This is a genomic window from Chitinivorax sp. B, assembly GCF_005503445.1.
Classification (GTDB): Bacteria; Pseudomonadota; Gammaproteobacteria; order Burkholderiales; family SCOH01; genus Chitinivorax.
Genome location: NZ_SCOH01000007.1, coordinates 133,786 through 152,480, shown reverse-complemented (window position 1 = coordinate 152,480; position 18,695 = coordinate 133,786). Strand labels below are relative to the sequence as shown.

General features: G+C 53.1%; 19 protein-coding genes. 5 read left to right on the top strand and 14 right to left on the bottom strand.

From position 1 onward, the window contains the following. Window positions 1-570: ISAs1 family transposase (locus FFS57_RS06700; RefSeq protein ID WP_137936988.1), on the top strand; the 570-nt coding region annotated here is incomplete at its 5' end. On the opposite strand, the gene FFS57_RS06695 is transcribed toward FFS57_RS06700, so the two are convergent. From FFS57_RS06695 to FFS57_RS06640, 12 genes are all read right to left on the bottom strand, one after another. Beyond that, the gene (locus tag FFS57_RS06695) at window positions 559-1,542 is read right to left on the bottom strand and encodes a spermidine synthase family protein (RefSeq protein ID WP_137936987.1); all 984 of its coding nucleotides are present in this window, start codon (window positions 1,540-1,542) and stop codon (window positions 559-561) included. The two genes, FFS57_RS06700 and FFS57_RS06695, sit on opposite strands and share 12 nt — an antisense overlap. Window positions 1,543-1,633: 91 nt before the next feature. Then, window positions 1,634-2,191: a DUF4231 domain-containing protein gene (locus tag FFS57_RS06690; protein ID WP_137936986.1), complete on the bottom strand. Its 558-nt coding sequence runs from the start codon at window positions 2,189-2,191 to the stop codon at window positions 1,634-1,636. Between the two features lie 225 nt (window positions 2,192-2,416). Beyond that, the gene (locus FFS57_RS06685) at window positions 2,417-3,031 is read right to left on the bottom strand and encodes a glutathione S-transferase family protein (protein ID WP_137936985.1); all 615 of its coding nucleotides are present in this window, start codon (window positions 3,029-3,031) and stop codon (window positions 2,417-2,419) included. 38 nt (window positions 3,032-3,069) lie between these two features. Continuing rightward, entirely contained in the window at window positions 3,070-3,381 is a 312-nt protein-coding gene (locus FFS57_RS06680) for a hypothetical protein (protein ID WP_137936984.1), read from the bottom strand. A gap of 15 nt (window positions 3,382-3,396) precedes the next feature. Next, window positions 3,397-4,476: an SMP-30/gluconolactonase/LRE family protein gene (locus FFS57_RS06675; protein WP_137936983.1), complete on the bottom strand. Its 1,080-nt coding sequence runs from the start codon at window positions 4,474-4,476 to the stop codon at window positions 3,397-3,399. Window positions 4,477-4,885: 409 nt separating this feature from the next. Further along, complete coding sequence (locus FFS57_RS06670) at window positions 4,886-5,899, bottom strand: NADP-dependent oxidoreductase (RefSeq protein WP_137936982.1); 1,014 nt, start codon at window positions 5,897-5,899, stop codon at window positions 4,886-4,888. A 403-nt stretch (window positions 5,900-6,302) separates the two neighbouring features. Next, window positions 6,303-7,148, bottom strand: a complete 846-nt coding sequence (locus FFS57_RS06665) for an SDR family NAD(P)-dependent oxidoreductase (RefSeq protein ID WP_137936981.1) — start codon at window positions 7,146-7,148, stop codon at window positions 6,303-6,305. A gap of 28 nt (window positions 7,149-7,176) precedes the next feature. Further along, window positions 7,177-7,947: an SDR family oxidoreductase gene (locus FFS57_RS06660; RefSeq protein ID WP_137936980.1), complete on the bottom strand. Its 771-nt coding sequence runs from the start codon at window positions 7,945-7,947 to the stop codon at window positions 7,177-7,179. Between the two features lie 16 nt (window positions 7,948-7,963). After that, window positions 7,964-8,662: a histidine phosphatase family protein gene (locus FFS57_RS06655; RefSeq protein ID WP_137936979.1), complete on the bottom strand. Its 699-nt coding sequence runs from the start codon at window positions 8,660-8,662 to the stop codon at window positions 7,964-7,966. Between the two features lie 10 nt (window positions 8,663-8,672). Then, a complete protein-coding gene (locus FFS57_RS06650) occupies window positions 8,673-9,035 on the bottom strand; it encodes a DUF1304 domain-containing protein (RefSeq protein WP_137936978.1) in 363 nt (120 codons plus the stop codon). 76 nt (window positions 9,036-9,111) lie between these two features. Beyond that, window positions 9,112-10,128, bottom strand: a complete 1,017-nt coding sequence (locus tag FFS57_RS06645; protein ID WP_137937002.1) for a phosphotransferase family protein — start codon at window positions 10,126-10,128, stop codon at window positions 9,112-9,114. An 89-nt stretch (window positions 10,129-10,217) separates the two neighbouring features. Further along, window positions 10,218-11,441, bottom strand: coding sequence for an acyl-CoA dehydrogenase family protein (locus FFS57_RS06640; RefSeq protein WP_137936977.1), 1,224 nt, complete (start codon window positions 11,439-11,441; stop codon window positions 10,218-10,220). A 93-nt stretch (window positions 11,442-11,534) separates the two neighbouring features. Between FFS57_RS06640 and FFS57_RS06635 the strand changes: the two genes are divergently transcribed. Together FFS57_RS06635 and FFS57_RS06630 are read left to right on the top strand one after the other, a co-directional pair. After that, the gene (locus tag FFS57_RS06635) at window positions 11,535-12,434 is read left to right on the top strand and encodes a LysR family transcriptional regulator (RefSeq protein ID WP_137936976.1); all 900 of its coding nucleotides are present in this window, start codon (window positions 11,535-11,537) and stop codon (window positions 12,432-12,434) included. A gap of 103 nt (window positions 12,435-12,537) precedes the next feature. Next, a complete protein-coding gene (locus tag FFS57_RS06630; RefSeq protein ID WP_502705897.1) occupies window positions 12,538-13,608 on the top strand; it encodes a patatin-like phospholipase family protein in 1,071 nt (356 codons plus the stop codon). Window positions 13,609-13,943: 335 nt separating this feature from the next. Here the strand turns inward: FFS57_RS06630 and FFS57_RS06625 are convergent, their stop codons facing one another. After that, a complete protein-coding gene (locus FFS57_RS06625) occupies window positions 13,944-14,717 on the bottom strand; it encodes a PEP-CTERM sorting domain-containing protein (RefSeq protein ID WP_137936975.1) in 774 nt (257 codons plus the stop codon). Between the two features lie 226 nt (window positions 14,718-14,943). Next, window positions 14,944-15,939 carry a threo-3-hydroxy-L-aspartate ammonia-lyase gene (locus FFS57_RS06620; protein WP_137936974.1) on the bottom strand — a complete coding sequence of 332 codons (996 nt, stop codon included), beginning with the start codon at window positions 15,937-15,939 and terminating at the stop codon, window positions 14,944-14,946. Between the two features lie 610 nt (window positions 15,940-16,549). Here FFS57_RS06620 and FFS57_RS06615 point away from each other — a divergent pair. Beyond that, window positions 16,550-17,989 carry an aminotransferase-like domain-containing protein gene (locus FFS57_RS06615; protein ID WP_137936973.1) on the top strand — a complete coding sequence of 480 codons (1,440 nt, stop codon included), beginning with the start codon at window positions 16,550-16,552 and terminating at the stop codon, window positions 17,987-17,989. Between the two features lie 89 nt (window positions 17,990-18,078). Then, window positions 18,079-18,675 carry a prolyl hydroxylase family protein gene (locus FFS57_RS06610; protein ID WP_137936972.1) on the top strand — a complete coding sequence of 199 codons (597 nt, stop codon included), beginning with the start codon at window positions 18,079-18,081 and terminating at the stop codon, window positions 18,673-18,675. Window positions 18,676-18,695 lie beyond the last annotated feature (20 nt).

Genomic DNA, 18,695 nt, shown 5'->3' with positions numbered 1-18,695 from the left:
ACCCTGGCCAGGATCGTCGAACGGCGCGGCGACTTCGTGGTACAGCTCAAAGCCAATCAGCGTACCTTGGCGCGGTGGGTGGAGCGTACCTTCGCGGCCGCTCACCAACAGGCCGGCCAGCCGTATGTCGACTCGCTCGATCAAGGCCACGGCCGGCGCGAACGGCGCAGCGTGCTGCAATTGCCCGCCACCTTACCGCCTGAACTCGCGGCCCGCTGGCCCCACGTGAAGACGCTTATTGAAGTGAGCAGTGAGCGCACCGAGGGCGGCCGAAGCTGCAGCGACGCACGCTGGTACCTGAGCTCCCTGCCGGTGGACGCCAGGCAGGCAGCCCATGCGGTTCGCCGTCACTGGGGCATCGAGAATGAACTGCACTGGGTACTCGACGTGGTCTTCCGTGAGGACGAGCTGCGTGTGGCTGACCCGGAGGGTGCGGCGCAGCTGGCGTTATTCAACCGCGTGGCACTGAGCGTGATCCGGCAGCATACCAAGCGCAAGGACAGTGTCGCGGGCAAACGACAGCGGGCAGCATGGGATCCGCGCTTCAGAACTGAGCTTTTATTTGATTAAACAAGGAGTAAAGTTCGATCCCGCCCTGGAGTAACCCCAAAGTGTCAATATTGCTGCAATTCCCATTGCAATTTGCGTGATCGCAAGAAAGCGCATTGGCTGCTCAATATGGTCAATCCGGCTCTTCACCCACCAACTACCCAGTGCCAGGCCAATAATAAACGCCGATAGCATCAACTCAAACGAATGTGTCGAGCTACCAAGCACCATACTTAACATTCGAATCCAGCCAATCTCATACATAAAAGAAGCGCAGCCGGTCAACGCTGCAATAATTAAAATGTAATGCGACTTCACCGGTAACAGCTGATCTACCACCTCATGAGGCAATCGATTTTCAACGGCGGGTTTCGCTGACAACCAAACCAGCATGGCAATCAAAATATTGACTAGCCCAGCAGTGAGCATGGCACCCGGCAAACCTACCCACGCTATCAGGAAGAAGCTATTAAAAAGGACGCCAATCGCCCCACCCAGACTGTTTGTGAAATACAATGTAGCGACGGCACGCCCAATATTGACGGTCTTCAGGCGCATCACACCATTGGACATCAGCGGGAAAGTTGCACCAAGCAGAATGGCTGGCGGTAATATCAATAGCGTTGCCAGTGACCACACCAACGCATATGAAAAAGTTGTGTTACTGAATACGGGAAGCCATGTCGAAAACAACAACTCTGTAACAAAGTGATATAGGTCATTGAATGTCATGGCAAATAGCCCAATAACAAATTCAACAACTGCATAACCTCGAAGTGGGTTTTTTAGCGAATTAACCCTTTTCGCGACCATCCAAGCGCCAATTGACATCCCGCCCATGAATACAACTAGCACCAACGCTTGTGCATAAGCAGCATGGCCAAGAAACAACTTCAAATACCTTGACCAAATTGACTCATATATTAGCCCTGAAACACCTGATAGAAAAAATATGGCAGCATAGAAATAAATAGTCTTATTTTCTTTTTGCATAAAAAATCCAGGTACAAAAATACATGATCAAAAACCACTCAGCTGACGGAAGTCATTGACCTACTAACCCCCCATAACAGAAGGATGTCAGTTATTGTCCACCCACAATCGCCAAATGTCTGCGATGAACGATTTGACCAATCTCCGTCATATATTCACGTGGGTTATTGGCGGGCTGTTGCAGAAAGGTGTAACCCAAGCGCTCCAGCTCAGCAGCGGCAACACGGTTGGCCTGCCACTTTCGCTGAAAATCGCCACTGGAGGACAGAGTGATGAGTAAAGCAGCCGCCATGGAGAATACGGCAGCGACATCTTTTTTTACCGCTTGATTGGGTAGGATTGATTCAAACTTCAGTATCAATCCGGCCAACGCACTCAGCACGGCAGCTGCAAATGTGAAGCCCCAATAGACACCACTCCAACGTGAGGCGTTACCGCGAGTTTCTTGGTAATTGTCCCAAATGGCACGCGCCACCATGGCCTGATCAGGTTGTGGCGTATCAATCACTGGCTGCAAAGCATTGCCCAACGCCTCACCCCGAGGCCAGACATCCCGGTAAGCCAACCAAGCAATCGCCAATACACATGACAATACCAGTAGTACCATCAGCGAACGACCTGCGACTACAGCTACTCTGCTCTCCACCATGATGTGCTCCAAAAGGGGATCAAGCCATGACTAGCGGTTCGGGTCACTCCGACATAATCGACTGAAACTCTATCTATATGAATGTTAAAAAGAAAATAGTCAGCAGCCTCTTGTGTGGTATCAAAATGTTGACTCGAATGCATGGCCTGATTCCGATAAGGTCGGACCAACTGATCATAGTCACAACACAGGCAGTGTGCTCAATTGGTCAGGCCATGAGCCCGATCATGCCATTTCGCGCGCCCGTGCCCGCACCAAAGCCGGGCGTGCCCACAAGCGCTTTGCATAAGCCATGACAATGTCTGAATCGATAGGTACCTGAAAGGCTTTAGCCCAACTCAGGCAGTGTCCCAGCAGCAGATCGGCCACGGAAAAACGACTGCCAACAATGAATTCCTGTGCACCCAAGCCTTTTTCCAGCAACTGTACCGACCGGGCAAATTCACCAATTGCGACATCAATGATCGCCGGCACACGCTTGCCTTCCGGATAGATCATTTTGTGCTTGGTCAAAGTCCACAATGGCGCATCCATCTCGGTCATCGCGAAATAGCTCCAACGGTCGACCAGTGCACGTTCTTTGCTCCCCTCCTTTGGCAACAGGCTTGCTTCCGGAAAACGGTTGGCCAGATAATTGCAGATGGCTGCCGATTCGGTCAGCACCAGCTCCCCTTCCACCAATGCAGGTACCTTTCCGCCGGGATTGATCGAAATATAGGGTTCGCGTCGTGCCGCACCGCCCATCAAATCGATACTTTCGTACTCATAGCTTGCACCCACTTCTTCCGCTGCCCACAAGGCGCGAGTAGAACGGGAGTTGACGTGACCGTAGATTTTCATGATAAGCCCTTTTCTGATTGAATCTTATTCATATGCGCCTACTGCTTCGCGTTGGCATTGATCTGCTCAAGATGCCGGATCACTTCGCTCAATTCGTACGACGCGCTGTCATACACCGCATAAATGGCACCCGATTCAGGAAAAAACTTGGCCCCGATCCGAATTTCACCTCCAATGTAACCGCGCTCATACAATAAGCGGCTGCAATCATCAGTCCAGCCTTCGATCATAGTTGACGACAGCCCAAGCCGATCTTCATCGGTTGCAATGCCCGATTCATTCAACACAGTAACCAATGTATTGATGGCGGGCTGCTCCCACTCCTGTAACAACGCGTACACATCAGGCATGAACATCGTCGCTCCCTATTTTGTCTTTGGCAAATCCGTAACTGGTAATACACCGACCGCTTGCTCATACAAGCTGCCAAACCACAGTTTGCCATTCTGCTCTATCACATTGGTAATGGTGGCATACGACTGCCCGTCGGGGTCCTGCAGGTTATGGGTGACCTTGCCATTCAGGTCCAACCCGATCACAAAACCCATGGGAGTAGGTTTAGGTTGTAACACCTTGGGCAATCGCGCCACCATCTTGCGCAAAAAGGGGTGCGGCAGCAATTTGTCAAGGTCGCTCAAGCGTGGGGTAGGTAGCGCGACCCAAAAAGTATCCCGGCCATTGCTGGAGATACCATCCGGCACACCTGGCAGATTATCGATGAACACCTCGCGATGGCCAGCCTTGGCTCCGTTCAGCCAATAGCGGGTAACTCGGTATTCGCCAGTTTCCACCACCAACAGGAAGGTTTGATCCGGACTGATGGCTACACCATTGGCAAAATAAAGGTCTTTCAGCAGCACCCGTGTTTGCCTGGTAACCGGGTCATATTCCAGCAAACGGCCATTGGCACGGTGTTCGAGTAAATCGCTTTGGTAATCATGGAATGAGAAACGATAGCTGGCATCGGTGAAATAGACTTTGCCATCCACCGCCACGTCCAGGTCATCGGTCAGTTTGAATGATACGCCATCGGCATGTGTTGCCAACACGCTGATATGGCCATCAGAAGTTACCCTAAGCAGGCCTTTATCGCCATCAGCCACCCATAGCGAGCCATCAGGGGCAAAACGCATCCCCAATGGGCGCCCGCCCGTGTTTACCAATACCTGCGGCGCACTACCATCCTGAGCCATCCGCAGAATACTGCCGTCACTGGTTCCTGCATACACATACTGATCTGGCCCGATCGCGACATCCTCGGGGATGCCATGCCCATCAGTGAAGATACGCCGAGTGCTGGCCAACGCCAGATTCGGCGCCCATTGTCCATGTAAGGCAGGGGCCGGCGGCGGTGTCCAGGCTTGTGGCTCCACCGCTACCGGCCAGCCGAGCAAGTAGGCCAGCCCCAGTGCCATGCAACTCACTATGACCGTACGGACACGCATTGGCACCTCGTTTCATCAATTGTTACAGGTATCCATCTTGTCTATCGCCGCCGAGAAGCCAGCAACACGACAGCCCGTGCAACCTGTGCCAACGAACAGGTCGTCGAGATGTGGCGCTTGGGCTTACCAGCTCACCACCTGGTATAAACGATAGCGGCGACGTGAACTGGTGCAGGCCCCGAATAGTCAATCCATCCAAAAAATCGCACCTGCTATTTACATGCGAATCATTACTTGCTTGGGCCGGGTTGCGGAATGGACAAACCGGCCAGTACCAGAGCTTCCGCGCGGGCTGCCTTGTTGGCAAAGCAAGGCTTTCATAACATGGGTTCTCAGTTGATTTGAAAAGCATACCCTCTGCAAGACAGATTGCCTTCGGCTTCAAGGCCACGACACTCAATCCGGTACCTCACACCTCGGACACCTGCACAATCAATTTGCCCTGGTTCGACCCATCGAACAGTTTGTTGATGGCCGTTGGCGCAGCATCCAGTCCATGCACCACATCCACCCGGTATTTCAGCTTTCCGTCCATATACCAAGTGGAAAAGTCCGTAATCATCTCTTTGACCCGTGGACCATAATCCGGCGCAATGAAACCCTGAATCCGCAAGCGCTTGGAAATCACCATGGCAAAATTGTAAGGGCCCGGCACCTTGTCGGTTGCGTTGTATTGACTGATCAAGCCACATACCACCACTCGACCGAATGAATTCATCACGCTCAATACAACATCCAGAATTTCGCCTCCGACATTTTCGAAATACACATCCACCCCGTTCGGGCAGGCGGCTTTCAGCTGGCCGCGCAGGTCGCCATTCTTGTAATTGATGGCTGCGTCAAAACCCAGCCCATCCACCAACCAATCGCACTTCTCATCTGTGCCGGCAATGCCGACCGCCCGCATGCCCTTGATCTTGCCGATCTGTCCAACCAGCGACCCCACGGAACCTGCTGCACCGGAAACCACCAACGTCTCACCTTCTTTCGGCTGTCCCACATCCAACAGACCGAAATAGGATGTCATCCCTGCCAAGCCAAACAGACCTAGATTGGCGGACAAGGGCAATGGGCTGGACGGCAGCTTGGTCACCCCTTCACCGTTTGACACCAGATACTCCTGCCAACCAAACAAGCCTTGTACGGTATCACCTTTCTCGAATTTGGGATGACGTGATGACTCGACCATCCCCACTGCCAAGCCACGCATGATTTCACCGATTTGAACCGGTGGAACATAGGAGGGCCGATCAATCAGCCAGCCACGCATGGCCGGGTCCAACGACAGATAGATATTGCGAATCAATACTTGCCCATCGGCCAATTCCGGCACCGGCTCTGCAACCAGATTGAAATCCGAAGTCTTGATCATTCCTTCAGGCCGATGAGCCAGACGCCATTGGTGATTGGTTGCTGCTGTCATGGGGTGACCTCCGTGGTGTGGTGGTTTCAGTGTCGGCTCAACACTGCTTTACAAACCGGCGTGATGCACAGAATTGATGGCCGTGTGTCGGGCAATAGAGTACCTATCTTGCACAATGAATCACTCGTTGACTGCAGAATCATGGTTGGTGGCACGTCAACCACAGCAGCCACAACGCCCTCCGATCCCATGTAGCCTCGCCGAGCAGCACAGGGCGCCCGCAATGCGGGCAAGGCACATGGGTCGCCTTCTTTTGGGGACTGTTCTTGGCGAAACAAGAAAGTCTCACGTCTGTCGGGCGCAAACGCCACACAAACAGACTACTTGGCCTTTTGGCAGCATAATAGCCAGTACGTAACATCAGTTACAAATTGACAAGGCATAGGCTTGCTAAGCTAGCCGATCATTTGATCGACACATACACGGGTTGTCGATCCTGCAAAATGTCCTCCAGCCGCGTCTGCACCAGTTGCTTGGTGTGTGGATGAGTGAGGATATAAAAGCGCTTGTCGACAATTGCGGCGAACACCGCTTCGGCAACCTCAGATGCAGCCATACCATGCTTGACGGCATTCATCACAGCAGCGCCAATCTTGGCTGCAATCGGATCAAGTTGGCTGATGTTAGTCCGGTCACCCGGGGTGCGGTTACGTTCGCTTTCTGCGATACGCGTCTTAACCCAGGCCGGGCACAGTACCGATACATTCAACTTAGCCTGACGAATTGTCAGGTCGTGATGCAAGCCTTCAGAGATGGTCACCACCGCATGCTTGCTGGCGTTATAGGCGGCCAACCCTGGCTGTGACAACAAACCGGCGATCGAAGCCGTGTTCACGATATGCCCTTCCTCACCATTGGCCAGCATGCGTGGGATAAAACTGCGCAAGCTATGAGTGACGCCATACAGATTCACACCCATTACCCAATCCCAATCCGCCGGGGTAAGCTCCCACACGGGTTGGACACAAGCCACACCAGCGTTGTTGACCAGTAGATGCACATTACCGAATCGTTCAAACGCCAAATCAGCCAATGCATTCACCTGATCAGCCTGGGATACATCCACCACCATGCCGACCGCTTCGGCACCCTGCGCAATCAAATCGCTGACGGTCGCATCCAACTGCTGGCGGTCGATATCGGCCAGCACCAGCTTCATACGCTCTACCGCTGCCCTGGTGGCTATGGCTTTGCCAATGCCCTCGGCCCCACCAGTGACCACGGCAACTTTGCCTTGAAACGCATTCATCGTGCTCCCCCTGTAATGACAACCTGCGTCAGGCCAGCAAAAAGCCACCGTCGACCGGCAGGCACACACCTGTGGTGTAACTGGCAGTTGGGGATACCAAGTACAGTATCGCGCCAGCCATTTCGTCCGGCTGGGCAACACGTTGCATCGGGATATGTTCCAGCGCTTTTTCGAGAATCGTCGGGTTGTGCAACAACGTAGCAGCAAACCGGGTATCGGTCGCGCCAGGCAAAAGCGCATTGACTCGCACCCCTTTCGCCGCACACTCCTTGGCAAAGGCTTGGGTCATCGACATCACCGCAGCCTTGGTGATGGAGTAAATGCCTTGAAATACGCCTGGGATCACACCATTGACCGACGCCACATTCACGATTGCCCCACCGCCATTTTTGGCCATCAGCCTGGCACCATTGGCAGACATGAAAAAATAACCACGAATATTCACATCCAACGTTTTCTGGAACGCCCCCAGGTCGGTATCCACAATCGGCCCAAAATAAGGGTTGGCGGCGGCATTGTTGATCAGGATGTCCAGTCGCCCATGTTTGGCTTCGATCACGCTGAAGATCGCCTCGATCTGATCCATTTCACCAATATGGCAAGTGAGGGCTTCGGCCGAACCACCTGCGGTTTTGATCGTTTCCACCACATCCAGGCACGCATCGATCTTACGGCTGGAGACAATCACATGTGCTCCATGTGCAGCCAACAGTTTGGCGGTTGCTTCGCCAATACCACGGCTGGCACCGGTTACCAGGGCAATTTTACCGGTCAAGTCGAACGTCGTCGGAACAGCCATGAGACCCTCCTGTGCGTTATCGGTAAGTAACTAAATGCGGCTCACCGGCCACTTCGAGATGTGGAAAGCCATTAATCGTCCCCACACTGACCTGGCCCGATCGATACATCAAACGTGTAATCCCAGTATTGGCAAGGGTCCAGTTCAGATTGAAGATGTGTTGGTCAGGGATCGCCAACAGATACTGCACGATCACACCAATTGGCCCACCTGAAGTAAACACCCAGGTCGGCCCCGTTGTGTAGGGCGTACCCAACAAGGCCAGCAACGCATCGCAACAACGTTTCTTGAATGCAACCCAGGACTCGGTGTAGTCGTGATGTTCACCCTGTATCCAGCGCTCCACCGCGTCGGCAAATAGCTGCTGAAAGGTGTGTTGTGGATGATCTGCCCGCCCTAGATAAGTGCGTAAAGCTGCCTGGTTCACCAAGTCTGGCCGATGGCGGATCAACACTTCATGATGGTCGAATTCGGCGAAGCCGTTTTCCACTTGCCAAGATAGATGTCTCAATCCCGGCAACACAGACAGGCAAGCCGCTGCCGTCTGCCGATGGCGTTTCATCGGGCCGATCACTACGCGTGCCGGTGGCTGTCCACATCGCTGCAGCCATTCCCCTAGTAAGCGAGATTGCTGCTCCCCCAGAGGGGAAAGCTGATCATAGTCTGCTGCACCAAAGCTTGCCTGTCCGTGACGAATCAGGTAAATCGTCCCCATTTTCCGGCCCCTATTTCAGCAACAAGGTTGCCAATGCCAACGCAGCCGGCCCACCCTGAATGAACAGAATCGACCGTTTGGCAGTCAATCCACCGTAAATACCCGCCACTAGTACGCAAACCACAAAAAATAGCTGCAGTTGGTCGCCCCAAGCTACATTGGGATGCGTCAATCCCCATATCAACCCTGTAGCCAAAAAACCGTTATACAAGCCCTGATTGGCTGCCAACACTTTCGACGCGTCAGCAAATTCCGGTGTCAAACCAAACACCTTGCGACCTTTCGGGCTCGTCCATAAAAACATTTCCAGTACCAGGATATAAATGTGTTCCAACGCAACCAGCCCAATCAAAATCTTGCTAATCATCTCCATCACAGTGTTCCTCGCAGGTGCTAGATTCTATTGACATGGTTTCATGATTGGCTACGAAACCATGTCAACAGAACCTTTAGAGTATTGATTGCTGAATCAGTCGCTGACAGCGTTGTTCAAGGTAATTGGCCATTGCACCGAAATAGGCAAATTGTGGGTTACGCGCCTGTCCTTCCTTGAATCGACGGTAAATCTGCTGAATGATCGCGGCCAGTCTGAACAAGCCATACACACTGTAGAAATCAAAGTTAGCCACGGTAAAGCCTGTTCGGTTTCCGTAGTATTCAATCACCTCACGGCGCGTCAACATCCCAGCGACATTGGTGGGCTGACGCCGCATCTGCTGGAATACAGCATCATCGTCCACCTGTACCCAGTACGCCAGGGTGTTGCCCAGATCCATCAACGGATCGCCCAAAGTGGCCATTTCCCAATCTAATACGCCGATCACTTCAAATGGGTTACTTGGGTTGAGCACCACATTGTCGAAGCGGTAATCGTTGTGGATCACACAGGTGGCCACATCCTGTGCAGGTTGCTTGACCGCAAGCCAAGCCATCACTTCCTCAAAACGGCCGACATCGTCGGTATGTGCCTGAATGAAGCGATCAGACCAGCCGGCAATCTGTCGGGCCACATAACCCTCTCCTTTACCCAGCGTTGCCAAACCGACTACCTGACAATTCACCTGATGTAACTCAATCATCTTGTCGATGACGTTCAAACACAGCTTGCGTGTGTCCGCTTCATTCAAACTCAAGCCGATCGGCAGATTTTGGCGCGGGATAATGCCAGTGATGCGGTCCATGACATAAAAGTCACACCCCATTACACTCGGATCATCGCACTGTGCAATCACCGTGGGCACGTAACGGTATACCGGCTTCAGTGCAGTCATGATGCGCGCTTCCCGCGCCATGTCGTGCGCCGACTTGGCCCTGTGCCCAAACGGCGGCCGCCGCAGGATCAGATCACGCTGCGTATAGCTCACCAAATAAGTCAGGTTGGATGCCCCGCCGGGGAACTGCGAAATCTCCGGAAACCCGTTCAAGCCCGGTACCTGACGCTTGATGAATGTATCCACCGCTGCCATATCAAGTGCTTCACCGTGACGCACAGCCACGGCTTGGTCAATCCATTGTTCCACGCGGTTCTCCCGTTGGTATGGCTGGCTTTGCCTGTTTATTGCTTTCTGTTCGCCAACTGCCGCTGATACTCCAGCTTCGCAATCAGTCCTCGATGGACCTCGTCCGGCCCATCTGCCAGGCGCAGTACACGCGCATAGGCAAACAAACGAGTCAATGGCACGTCATCCGACAACCCCAAGCCACCATGCATCTGCATGGCTGCATCGATCACTTGTTGTGCCATGCTGGGCGCGACAACCTTGATCTGTGAAATCTCACTCATCGCATCTTTAATGCCAACGGTATCCATCATCCACGCTGCCTTCAGCGTCAATAAACGAGCTTGCTCAATTGCGATGCGTGCGTTGGCGACAACGTCCGGGTTACCACCCAACTTGGCCAGTGGCTTACCAAATGCAATCCGATTGGCCCCACGCTTGCACATCAAGCTCAACGCATGTTCTGCCGCCCCAATTGCCCGCATGCAATGATGGATACGCCCTGGCCCGAGCCTGCCCTGCGCAATCTCAAAACCGCGTCCTGGCCCTGCAATTACATTGGTTATTGGCAAACACACATTGTCGAAGGTCACCTCACCATGGCCATGGGGTTCATCAAATACACCAAACACGGGCAGCATTCTTTCAACGGTGACCCCCGGCGTGTCCAACGGTACCAGCACCATTGAATGCTGCCGGTGCTTATCAGCGATCGGGTCGGTCAAACCCATGAAGATCAGTACTTTGCAATGCGGATGACCAATACCGGAACTCCACCATTTGCGTCCGTTCAACACAATCTCGTCACCGTCCACCTTGGCTGTTGCCTGCATATTGGTAGCGTCACTGGAGGCCACATCCGGTTCGGTCATACAAAAGGCGGAGCGGATCTCCCCTGCCAGCAGTGGCTGCAGCCATTGCTCCTGCTGTGCTGGCGAGCCATATTTCACCAGCACCTCCATATTGCCAGTGTCCGGCGCCGAGCAATTGAACACCTCCGCCGCAAAGGGTGCACAACCCGTGAGTTCCGCCAACGGTGCATAATCGACATTGCTTAACCCTGCACCAAAGTCGCCAGGCAAAAACAGGTTCCACAAACCCGCCTCTCGTGCTTGGGCTTTCAAGGTTTCCATCACAGGTGGTTGTCGCCATTGGTGCCAATCCGCCCCCGTGATCAATTGCGCGTGATAATCAGCCTCTGCCGGCAGCACCTGCGTGTGCATGAAGTCACGCAGCCGCCCAATGAGTTCCACAGCAAGCGTTGAATATGCAAAGTCCACAAGACCTCCTGCCACGCGATCAGATTGCACCCAGCATAGGGATACCCATAAAATCAAACAAATGAATAATTTGAATTTTGATGTATTAATCCTATGCATATGAGTCGTGTTGATCTGAACCTGTTCGTCGTGTTCGAAACCATCTACACCGAAGGCACCCTGACCAAGGCAAGCCACAAACTGAATCTGACACAGCCCGCGGTCAGTCACGCGTTGGCACGGCTGCGCGATTTGTTGAAAGACCCACTGTTCACTCGTCAGGGTATGGGGATGGTGCCAACACCATTAGCTCGTAATCTGATCGGCCCGGTACGGCAAGCATTGCAGACCTTGGAAATCAGCCTGCATGAACAAGCACAGTTCGATCCACTACACACCAACCGTACTTTTACCCTGGGCCTGCGTGATGTGCTGGAGGCCACCGCACTGCCACCACTGCTGATGTATCTTCAGCAGCACGCCCCACAAATTGACATCGCCAGTGTCCGGGTTGACCGGCGTGATATAGAGTCCGAACTGGCTTCCGGCACACTGGATCTGGTCGTCGACATCCCCATGCCTGTGGGTAACGATATTCGCCAGCAGCGGATTTCCTGTGATCGATTGGTTGTGGTGGTCAACACAACCCACCCGCTTATTCAGGACGAATTGACACTGGATACCTATCTGGAGCAACCGCATGTGTTGGTATCATCCCGCCGCAAAGGGCCAGGTCTGGAAGATTTCGAACTGAACCGACAAGGTTTGCGGCGCCGCATCGCATTGCGCTGCCAGCACTATTTTGCAGCCTGCCGTGTCGTCAGCCAGACCCACTACCTGTTGACCATGCCCGAGCAATACGCCCGTGTTACCAATGCACAACTGAACAACCGCTTGCTCCCCTTCCCGCTGGCCACGCCACGGCTGGATGTACACCTCTACTGGCATGCCAATGTCGACAATGATCCGGCCAACCGTTGGTTGCGTGAACAGTTGGCTGAACTGTTCAATTAGCAACAATCTGGCTGTCATACCTGTCAGCACGTCTATACCGATAAGATTTTTCGCAGCACCCTGTGATAACTTCCTAAGCCAACCCAACCACTGGATAAGCAGCATGGCCAATCCGCTTCCCATTACCCTACGTGCCGGTCGCCAAGCCCTTGAGCTGATCCGAGAGCATGGCCTGAAACCATCGATGGTCGGTCTTATCCCTGGTGCGGCAGGTGGCCCCAAAGCATTGGGCCTCCACGGATTGGATTGCGCCATCTTTGGCCATTGGTTACCCCAAGCGCCACGTCAGCGCTGGTTGGTCGGCGCCTCCGCCGGCGCCTGGCGCTTTGCCGCACTGGCACAGCCAGAGCCAATCAAGGCACTCAAGCGCTTCGCAGAACTCTACATCGCGCAACAATATAGCCTGCGTCCCACCATGGACGAAATCAGCCACGTCATTGAGGACATGATCATTGGCACACTGGATGGCAACGAACACGCCATCGTCAACAACCCGCAGTGGCAATTGGCCATCCTGACTGTACGCAGCAAAGGGCTGCTCGCCAGTGACTCGGGCCGCCATCTGGCTGGTGGCTTTCTACAAGTCATCACCAACAATCTGCGAGCCCGTCCCAGGCTGGCCAAGCACTTCGAGCGGATTGTTCTGCACAGCCCCGGTGCACAACCACCGTTCTTCCCATTGCGGGATTTTCCGACTGAAGCGGTAACCCTCACTCCCCATAACCTCAAACCCGCCCTGCTCGCCTCCGGCGCCATCCCCGGACTGGTTCGTGGTGTCACCAACCTGCCCGGCGCCGGGCCTGGTACGTATCGGGATGGCGGCCTGCTGGACTACCACCTTGATCTCCCTTTCAGCCACCAGCAAGACATCGTCCTGTATCCGCATTTCGTCGACCGCATCATCCCTGGCTGGTTCGACAAATCCCTCCCATGGCGCAAACCCAACCCGGCCCACCTCGACAATATGCTACTGATCGCGCCCTCCCTCAGCTACCTATCAACCTTACCCCGGCGGCGCCTCCCCGACCGCAGCGACTTCCGACACTATGTCGGTCGAGACAGCATTCGCCAGCGCAACTGGCGACTTGCCATCAGTGAAAGCGAGCGAATGGGAGACGCATTTTTGTCGTTGGTTGAATCAAGTCGCTTAATGAACGTAATCACGCCGCTGTAAGAAGCGGTTTGCGAAATCACAAAGACTGGGAAAGTCATAGCGAGCTGGTACATTGATTCTATTCAATGATGCAACATCCTCCCCATGTGATCTACCCCAATGCACTATCGAAACACTTGGTGTAAGTGCATTTGTGGCTTGGTTGATCAAGCAAGTCCGTTCAGAATCGGAACCTTTTTGGGCACAATTTTTCAGCTTATCTTTATAAATCGCCAGCACCTGATCACACTTCAGTAACCCCAGCATCAGATTCCCAAAACAGAAATGCCCGGTCAGCCCGGGCATTCTTATGTACATCATGGTATTAGCAAATCAGCTTAAGGCAAGCCCAGTGATCAAGCCTTGCGACGACGAGCAACGGCCAGGCCAGTCAAGCCCAGACCCATCAATGCCAGTACGCCTGGAACAGGCACACCAGTCGGGGGGGCAACGCGGCCGAAACCATCCAAGTAAACATAACCAGCATGCCCTGTTGGCGAGCAATCTGCGGCCAGCAATGTCAAGGATAGATCATGACCAATTGCATCTGCTTCCAAAGCCATCTGTTCAACTTGCCATGAAGTGTAAAAATATCCGTCACTCGACTTGGTGAAACGACCATCGACACCCGAACCGCCGGTTGCGGCATTATATTCGCGTTTGATCAAATTCTTACCAACGGTCTCGTCACGCAATACCAACTGGAAGGTTGCAGCCTCATTGGTACCATGTGCACCTTCCAATACAGCTGCCCAAGCGAAGAAGATTTCCTTATCGTTGTAATTTGATACCTTTTGGGTAATCACAGATGCATAGCCACCATAAGTCGTATCTTCTACGCGCATAGAATATTGGCCACTGTATACCTGATTCAACTTACCATCAGTGTGCGGAGCAGTGCCAGAGCTTACGATCGACGAATGGACCATTCCATTGCTGTAACGATTGCCACCAGGCAGAAATGCAGAAGGATTCAGATTAGCATTGGTGACACTGCTACGGGAGCCGCTCCCCATGGTCCACCCAGTGGTATTACCCAATTCGAAGTCGCCATTGATGAAGCCAGCAAAGGCAGAACCGGAAAAACTTGCAGCCGTGATCGCAGTAGCGATGATTGATGCTTTGAACATATATAGCCCCTTATCTAAAGTTCGCATATACAAGCAAATACCATTCCATGCTCATATGCATATAAAAAATGCTCATGGAATCAGCAATCTTCTGTATTGATCGACTTTCTTTCATTTTCGAAGTGTAAAGAAAACCGACAAACCAAAAGGAACAAAGCGATCGTCACATTCGACCAAATGAATGCTTAAGCAGTAAAGAACATTTCAATATTCTTCTAATCAAATATCAAAGAAGGTTTGGTGCATGTATTGGCGGATTCTTCAGTACCAGTTCCGCAAACCGCAGCAAATCCACATTCCCGCCAGACAATATCACGCCGACCCGCAGCCCACGGACATCAATCTTGCCGCTGAGTACTGCTGCCAGCGCCAGACAACCGGTTGGTTCAACTAATTGTTTCATTCGACCAGCCAGGAAAGACATCGTCTCGACCAAGTCAGCATCGCTGACAGTCACAACCAAGTCGACATGGGAGCGAATAATCGGGAAGGTCAGGTTTCCCAAATGCTGGGTTTGCGCACCGTCAGCCAATGTAACGGGGGTAGCGATATGAACAATCTCTCCACGCTGCAGGCTTTGTTGACCGTCATTACCGGCTTCAGGCTCGACACCGATCACACGGCATTTGGGGCTCAGTGCATGCGCAGCTATCGCACTACCGGCTAGTAAGCCCCCACCGCCCAGTGGCACCACCAACATATCGAGCGGACCAACCGTGTCAATCAACTCTTTGGCAGCTGTACCTTGGCCAGCGATCACATGTGGATGGTCATAAGGTGGGATCAGCGCTGCCCCTCGCTGACTGGCAAGTTCTCGACCAATTTGTTCGCGATCTTGCGTATAGCGATCGTATTGCACGATTTCGGCGCCATAACCTCTGGTTGCTTCTACCTTGATCATCGGAGCATCGTTGGGCATGACAATGGTGGCAGGCATACCGAGTACCCGGGCAGCCAATGCCACTGCCTGAGCATGATTTCCTGATGAGAATGCAATCACACCTGCAGCACGTTGAGCAGCTGACAACTGCGCCAATGCATTGAAAGCCCCTCGAAACTTGAATGCACCTATCCGCTGTAGATGCTCACACTTCATAAACAGCGATGTCTCCCGCCGCGCATTTGCCGTGGTAGACGTCATGACCGGCGTGTAGTAGGCATACGGCTGGATACGATGATGAGCCGCTTCAATATCGGCGTAAGAGACGGCAAGCGTTGTCATGATTTCCTTTCTTCAATTAGCGTATCAAGGGGTTTAACCATACATTCTTCTACATGCATTGTGCTGCCTGGTGCATCGGTGGCAATTGAGCGGATGGCGTATCCTGCCTCAGCAAAAAGCCAGGTAACGGTAAAGCACCTGCAGCCAGGCCCATTTCATTTCTGCGGGCGGTATCACCATGATGACAGCACATTTGCAATCAACTGGGCAGTTCATCTGAATCCAGATTCTGGCATCCACTATGTGGCACTCTCCCTCTGCAAGGAGCCAATTTCTGCCCATTGCCAGCCCATCCAGCCAACTAGTAGTCGACAATCTGACGCCACCATGTTGTGCAACGATCATGGCTCCCGATCCAAAAGGCAGTTGTATGGATTGGTTTGCATGCAAAACATACTGAATAGGTGAAGGAAGCCTAGAAAGTGCGGGGGCTGGCATGGTAGACACCAAAAAAATCACATGACCGCCATGGTAAGTAATTCGATCGGACCACAACAGCAACACAATTTCATACGTGTGACGTAACAGATGAGTATTTCACCATCTGTTACGGTTTGGTTTTGACTCATCTATATCTATTCAACTCATCCACAGCGGCACATCATCAGGCATGGATATGCAACCGCTCTATCGGCGTCTGGCCGATCACTATCTCGATGCCATCAAGGCAGGTTCACTGAGCATCGGCGACAAAATGCCATCAGTCCGCAGTCTGATGCGTTTGCATGACGTCAGCCTGTCCACCGCGTTGCAGTTGTGCCGTCATCTGGAAAACGATGGCTGGCTGGAAGCCAGACCGCGTTCGGGTTACTTCGTGCGACAACCTCGTCGTTTGCCACTGGCGCCATCACGGGAACCCAGCACCGATCAACCACTCGACCCGGCCCAATTTGTCGGAATTCAAGAGCGGGTGTCCCACTTTGTAACGCAAAGTCAACGCTTTCCAATTCACTGTAATCTGGCGGGTGCACGTGGCGCACCCGCCCTCTATCCACATGAACAATTGAACCTGATTGCCGGCCGAGTATTGCGCAGTAACCATCACCTGCTGGTCAGTGCCGGTTCACATGGCGGCCACATGGCCTTGAAAACTGCCGTAGCCAAACGGGCTGTGGCCAATGGCATGGTATTGTCACCCAGTGAGATCCTGGTCACCCACGGCTGCATCGAGGCATTAAATCTGGCATTACGGGCTGTGTCTCAGCCTGGGGATACCATTGCGGTTGAATCCCCAACTTTCTATGGCCTGTTGCAAGTTTTGGAAAGCCTGGGCCTGCGTGCGCTGGAGATACCTACCAGCCCGCAAACGGGCTTGTCGATCGAGGCACTGGAACTGGCCATGCGCAGTTACGACAACATCAAGGCAGTTGTCGTTGTGCCACATCTGCAAAACCCACTTGGTAGCCTGATGCCAGATGAGAAGAAACAGCAACTGGTCAATGTGTGCGAACAGCACCAGATTCCGTTGATCGAAGATGATTGCTACAGTGCACTGACCAATGCCGATGTACCAATGATGGCCGCCAAGGCGTGGGATCGCGGCGATAACGTGATTCATTGCGCCTCCTTACACAAGATTCTGGCCCCTGGCATGCGACTGGGTTGGATTGCGGCAGGTCGCTGGCACCATCGGGTGGCAATGCTGAAATATGCACAGTCACGCCATAACGAAGAATGGTCACAATTGACCGCCGCACAATTCATCGGGTCAAGTGCATATGACCGGCATCTGCGGCGGTTTCGCAATTTGCTGCGCAATCAACGGGAACGCACGGCGGAAGCAATTGCCCGCTATTTTCCGGCGGGAACACGGCTTTCTGTACCAGAGGGCGGCTTGATGTTGTGGGTGGAGCTACCAGAGCAAGTCTCATCCACGACCTTATTCGAAATCGCTTTGCGTGAAGGCATCTCGTTTGCCCCTGGCTCACTGTTTTCGAACCTGAATCGTTTTGATACCTATATTCGGCTTAATTGCGGCCTGCCCTTCTCACCCGATCTGGAGCGGGCATTGAAAAGGTTAGGACAACTAACGGCAGGTCAAATGCAATAGCGCAGTTTCGACAGACGGCGATATATCGCCATCAACACATCCATCCCATGACATAATCATCGCATTCACTTCAAGTAGGTGCGATCACCATGTTACCCGATGCCCAGTACCTATCCCTGCCTGCGCTACTGAGTTGCAACGTCTGTGCTGAATTGATGATCCAAGCAGAGGCCAAAGGATTTAGTGAAGCGACGGTTGGTTTCAGTACCGGCGAGCACATGGCGAAGCACATACGCAACAATGATCGACTGATATGGGACGACGATGAACTGGCCGCTCAACTTTGGAGCCGTGTTCAACCATTGTTACCGCTTTGGCCAACATTGGACGGTGCAGTCGGATTGAATCCCAGATTTCGTTTCTATCGCTATGCACCAGGCCAACGTTTCAAACCACACAAAGATGGCAGCATCACGTTACCCAATGGCCAAATCAGCCGCTTTACCATTCTGTTTTACTTGAATGACGTGCTTGCAGGTGGTGCCACCACCTTGCTGCCTGGCGGTCCGGCAGCAGAGCAGGCATACCGGGCGATCAGCATTCGGCCATGTACTGGTGACGCACTGATCTTTCCACATACGCTTTGGCACGAGGGTACGCCAGTATTGGCTGGCCAAAAATACGTGCTACGCTCGGACATACTGTTTGATGCCAAATCCAGCGACCGCACCGCTAAGCGCCGCTGAAAAACTCAGCGAAACGGTGC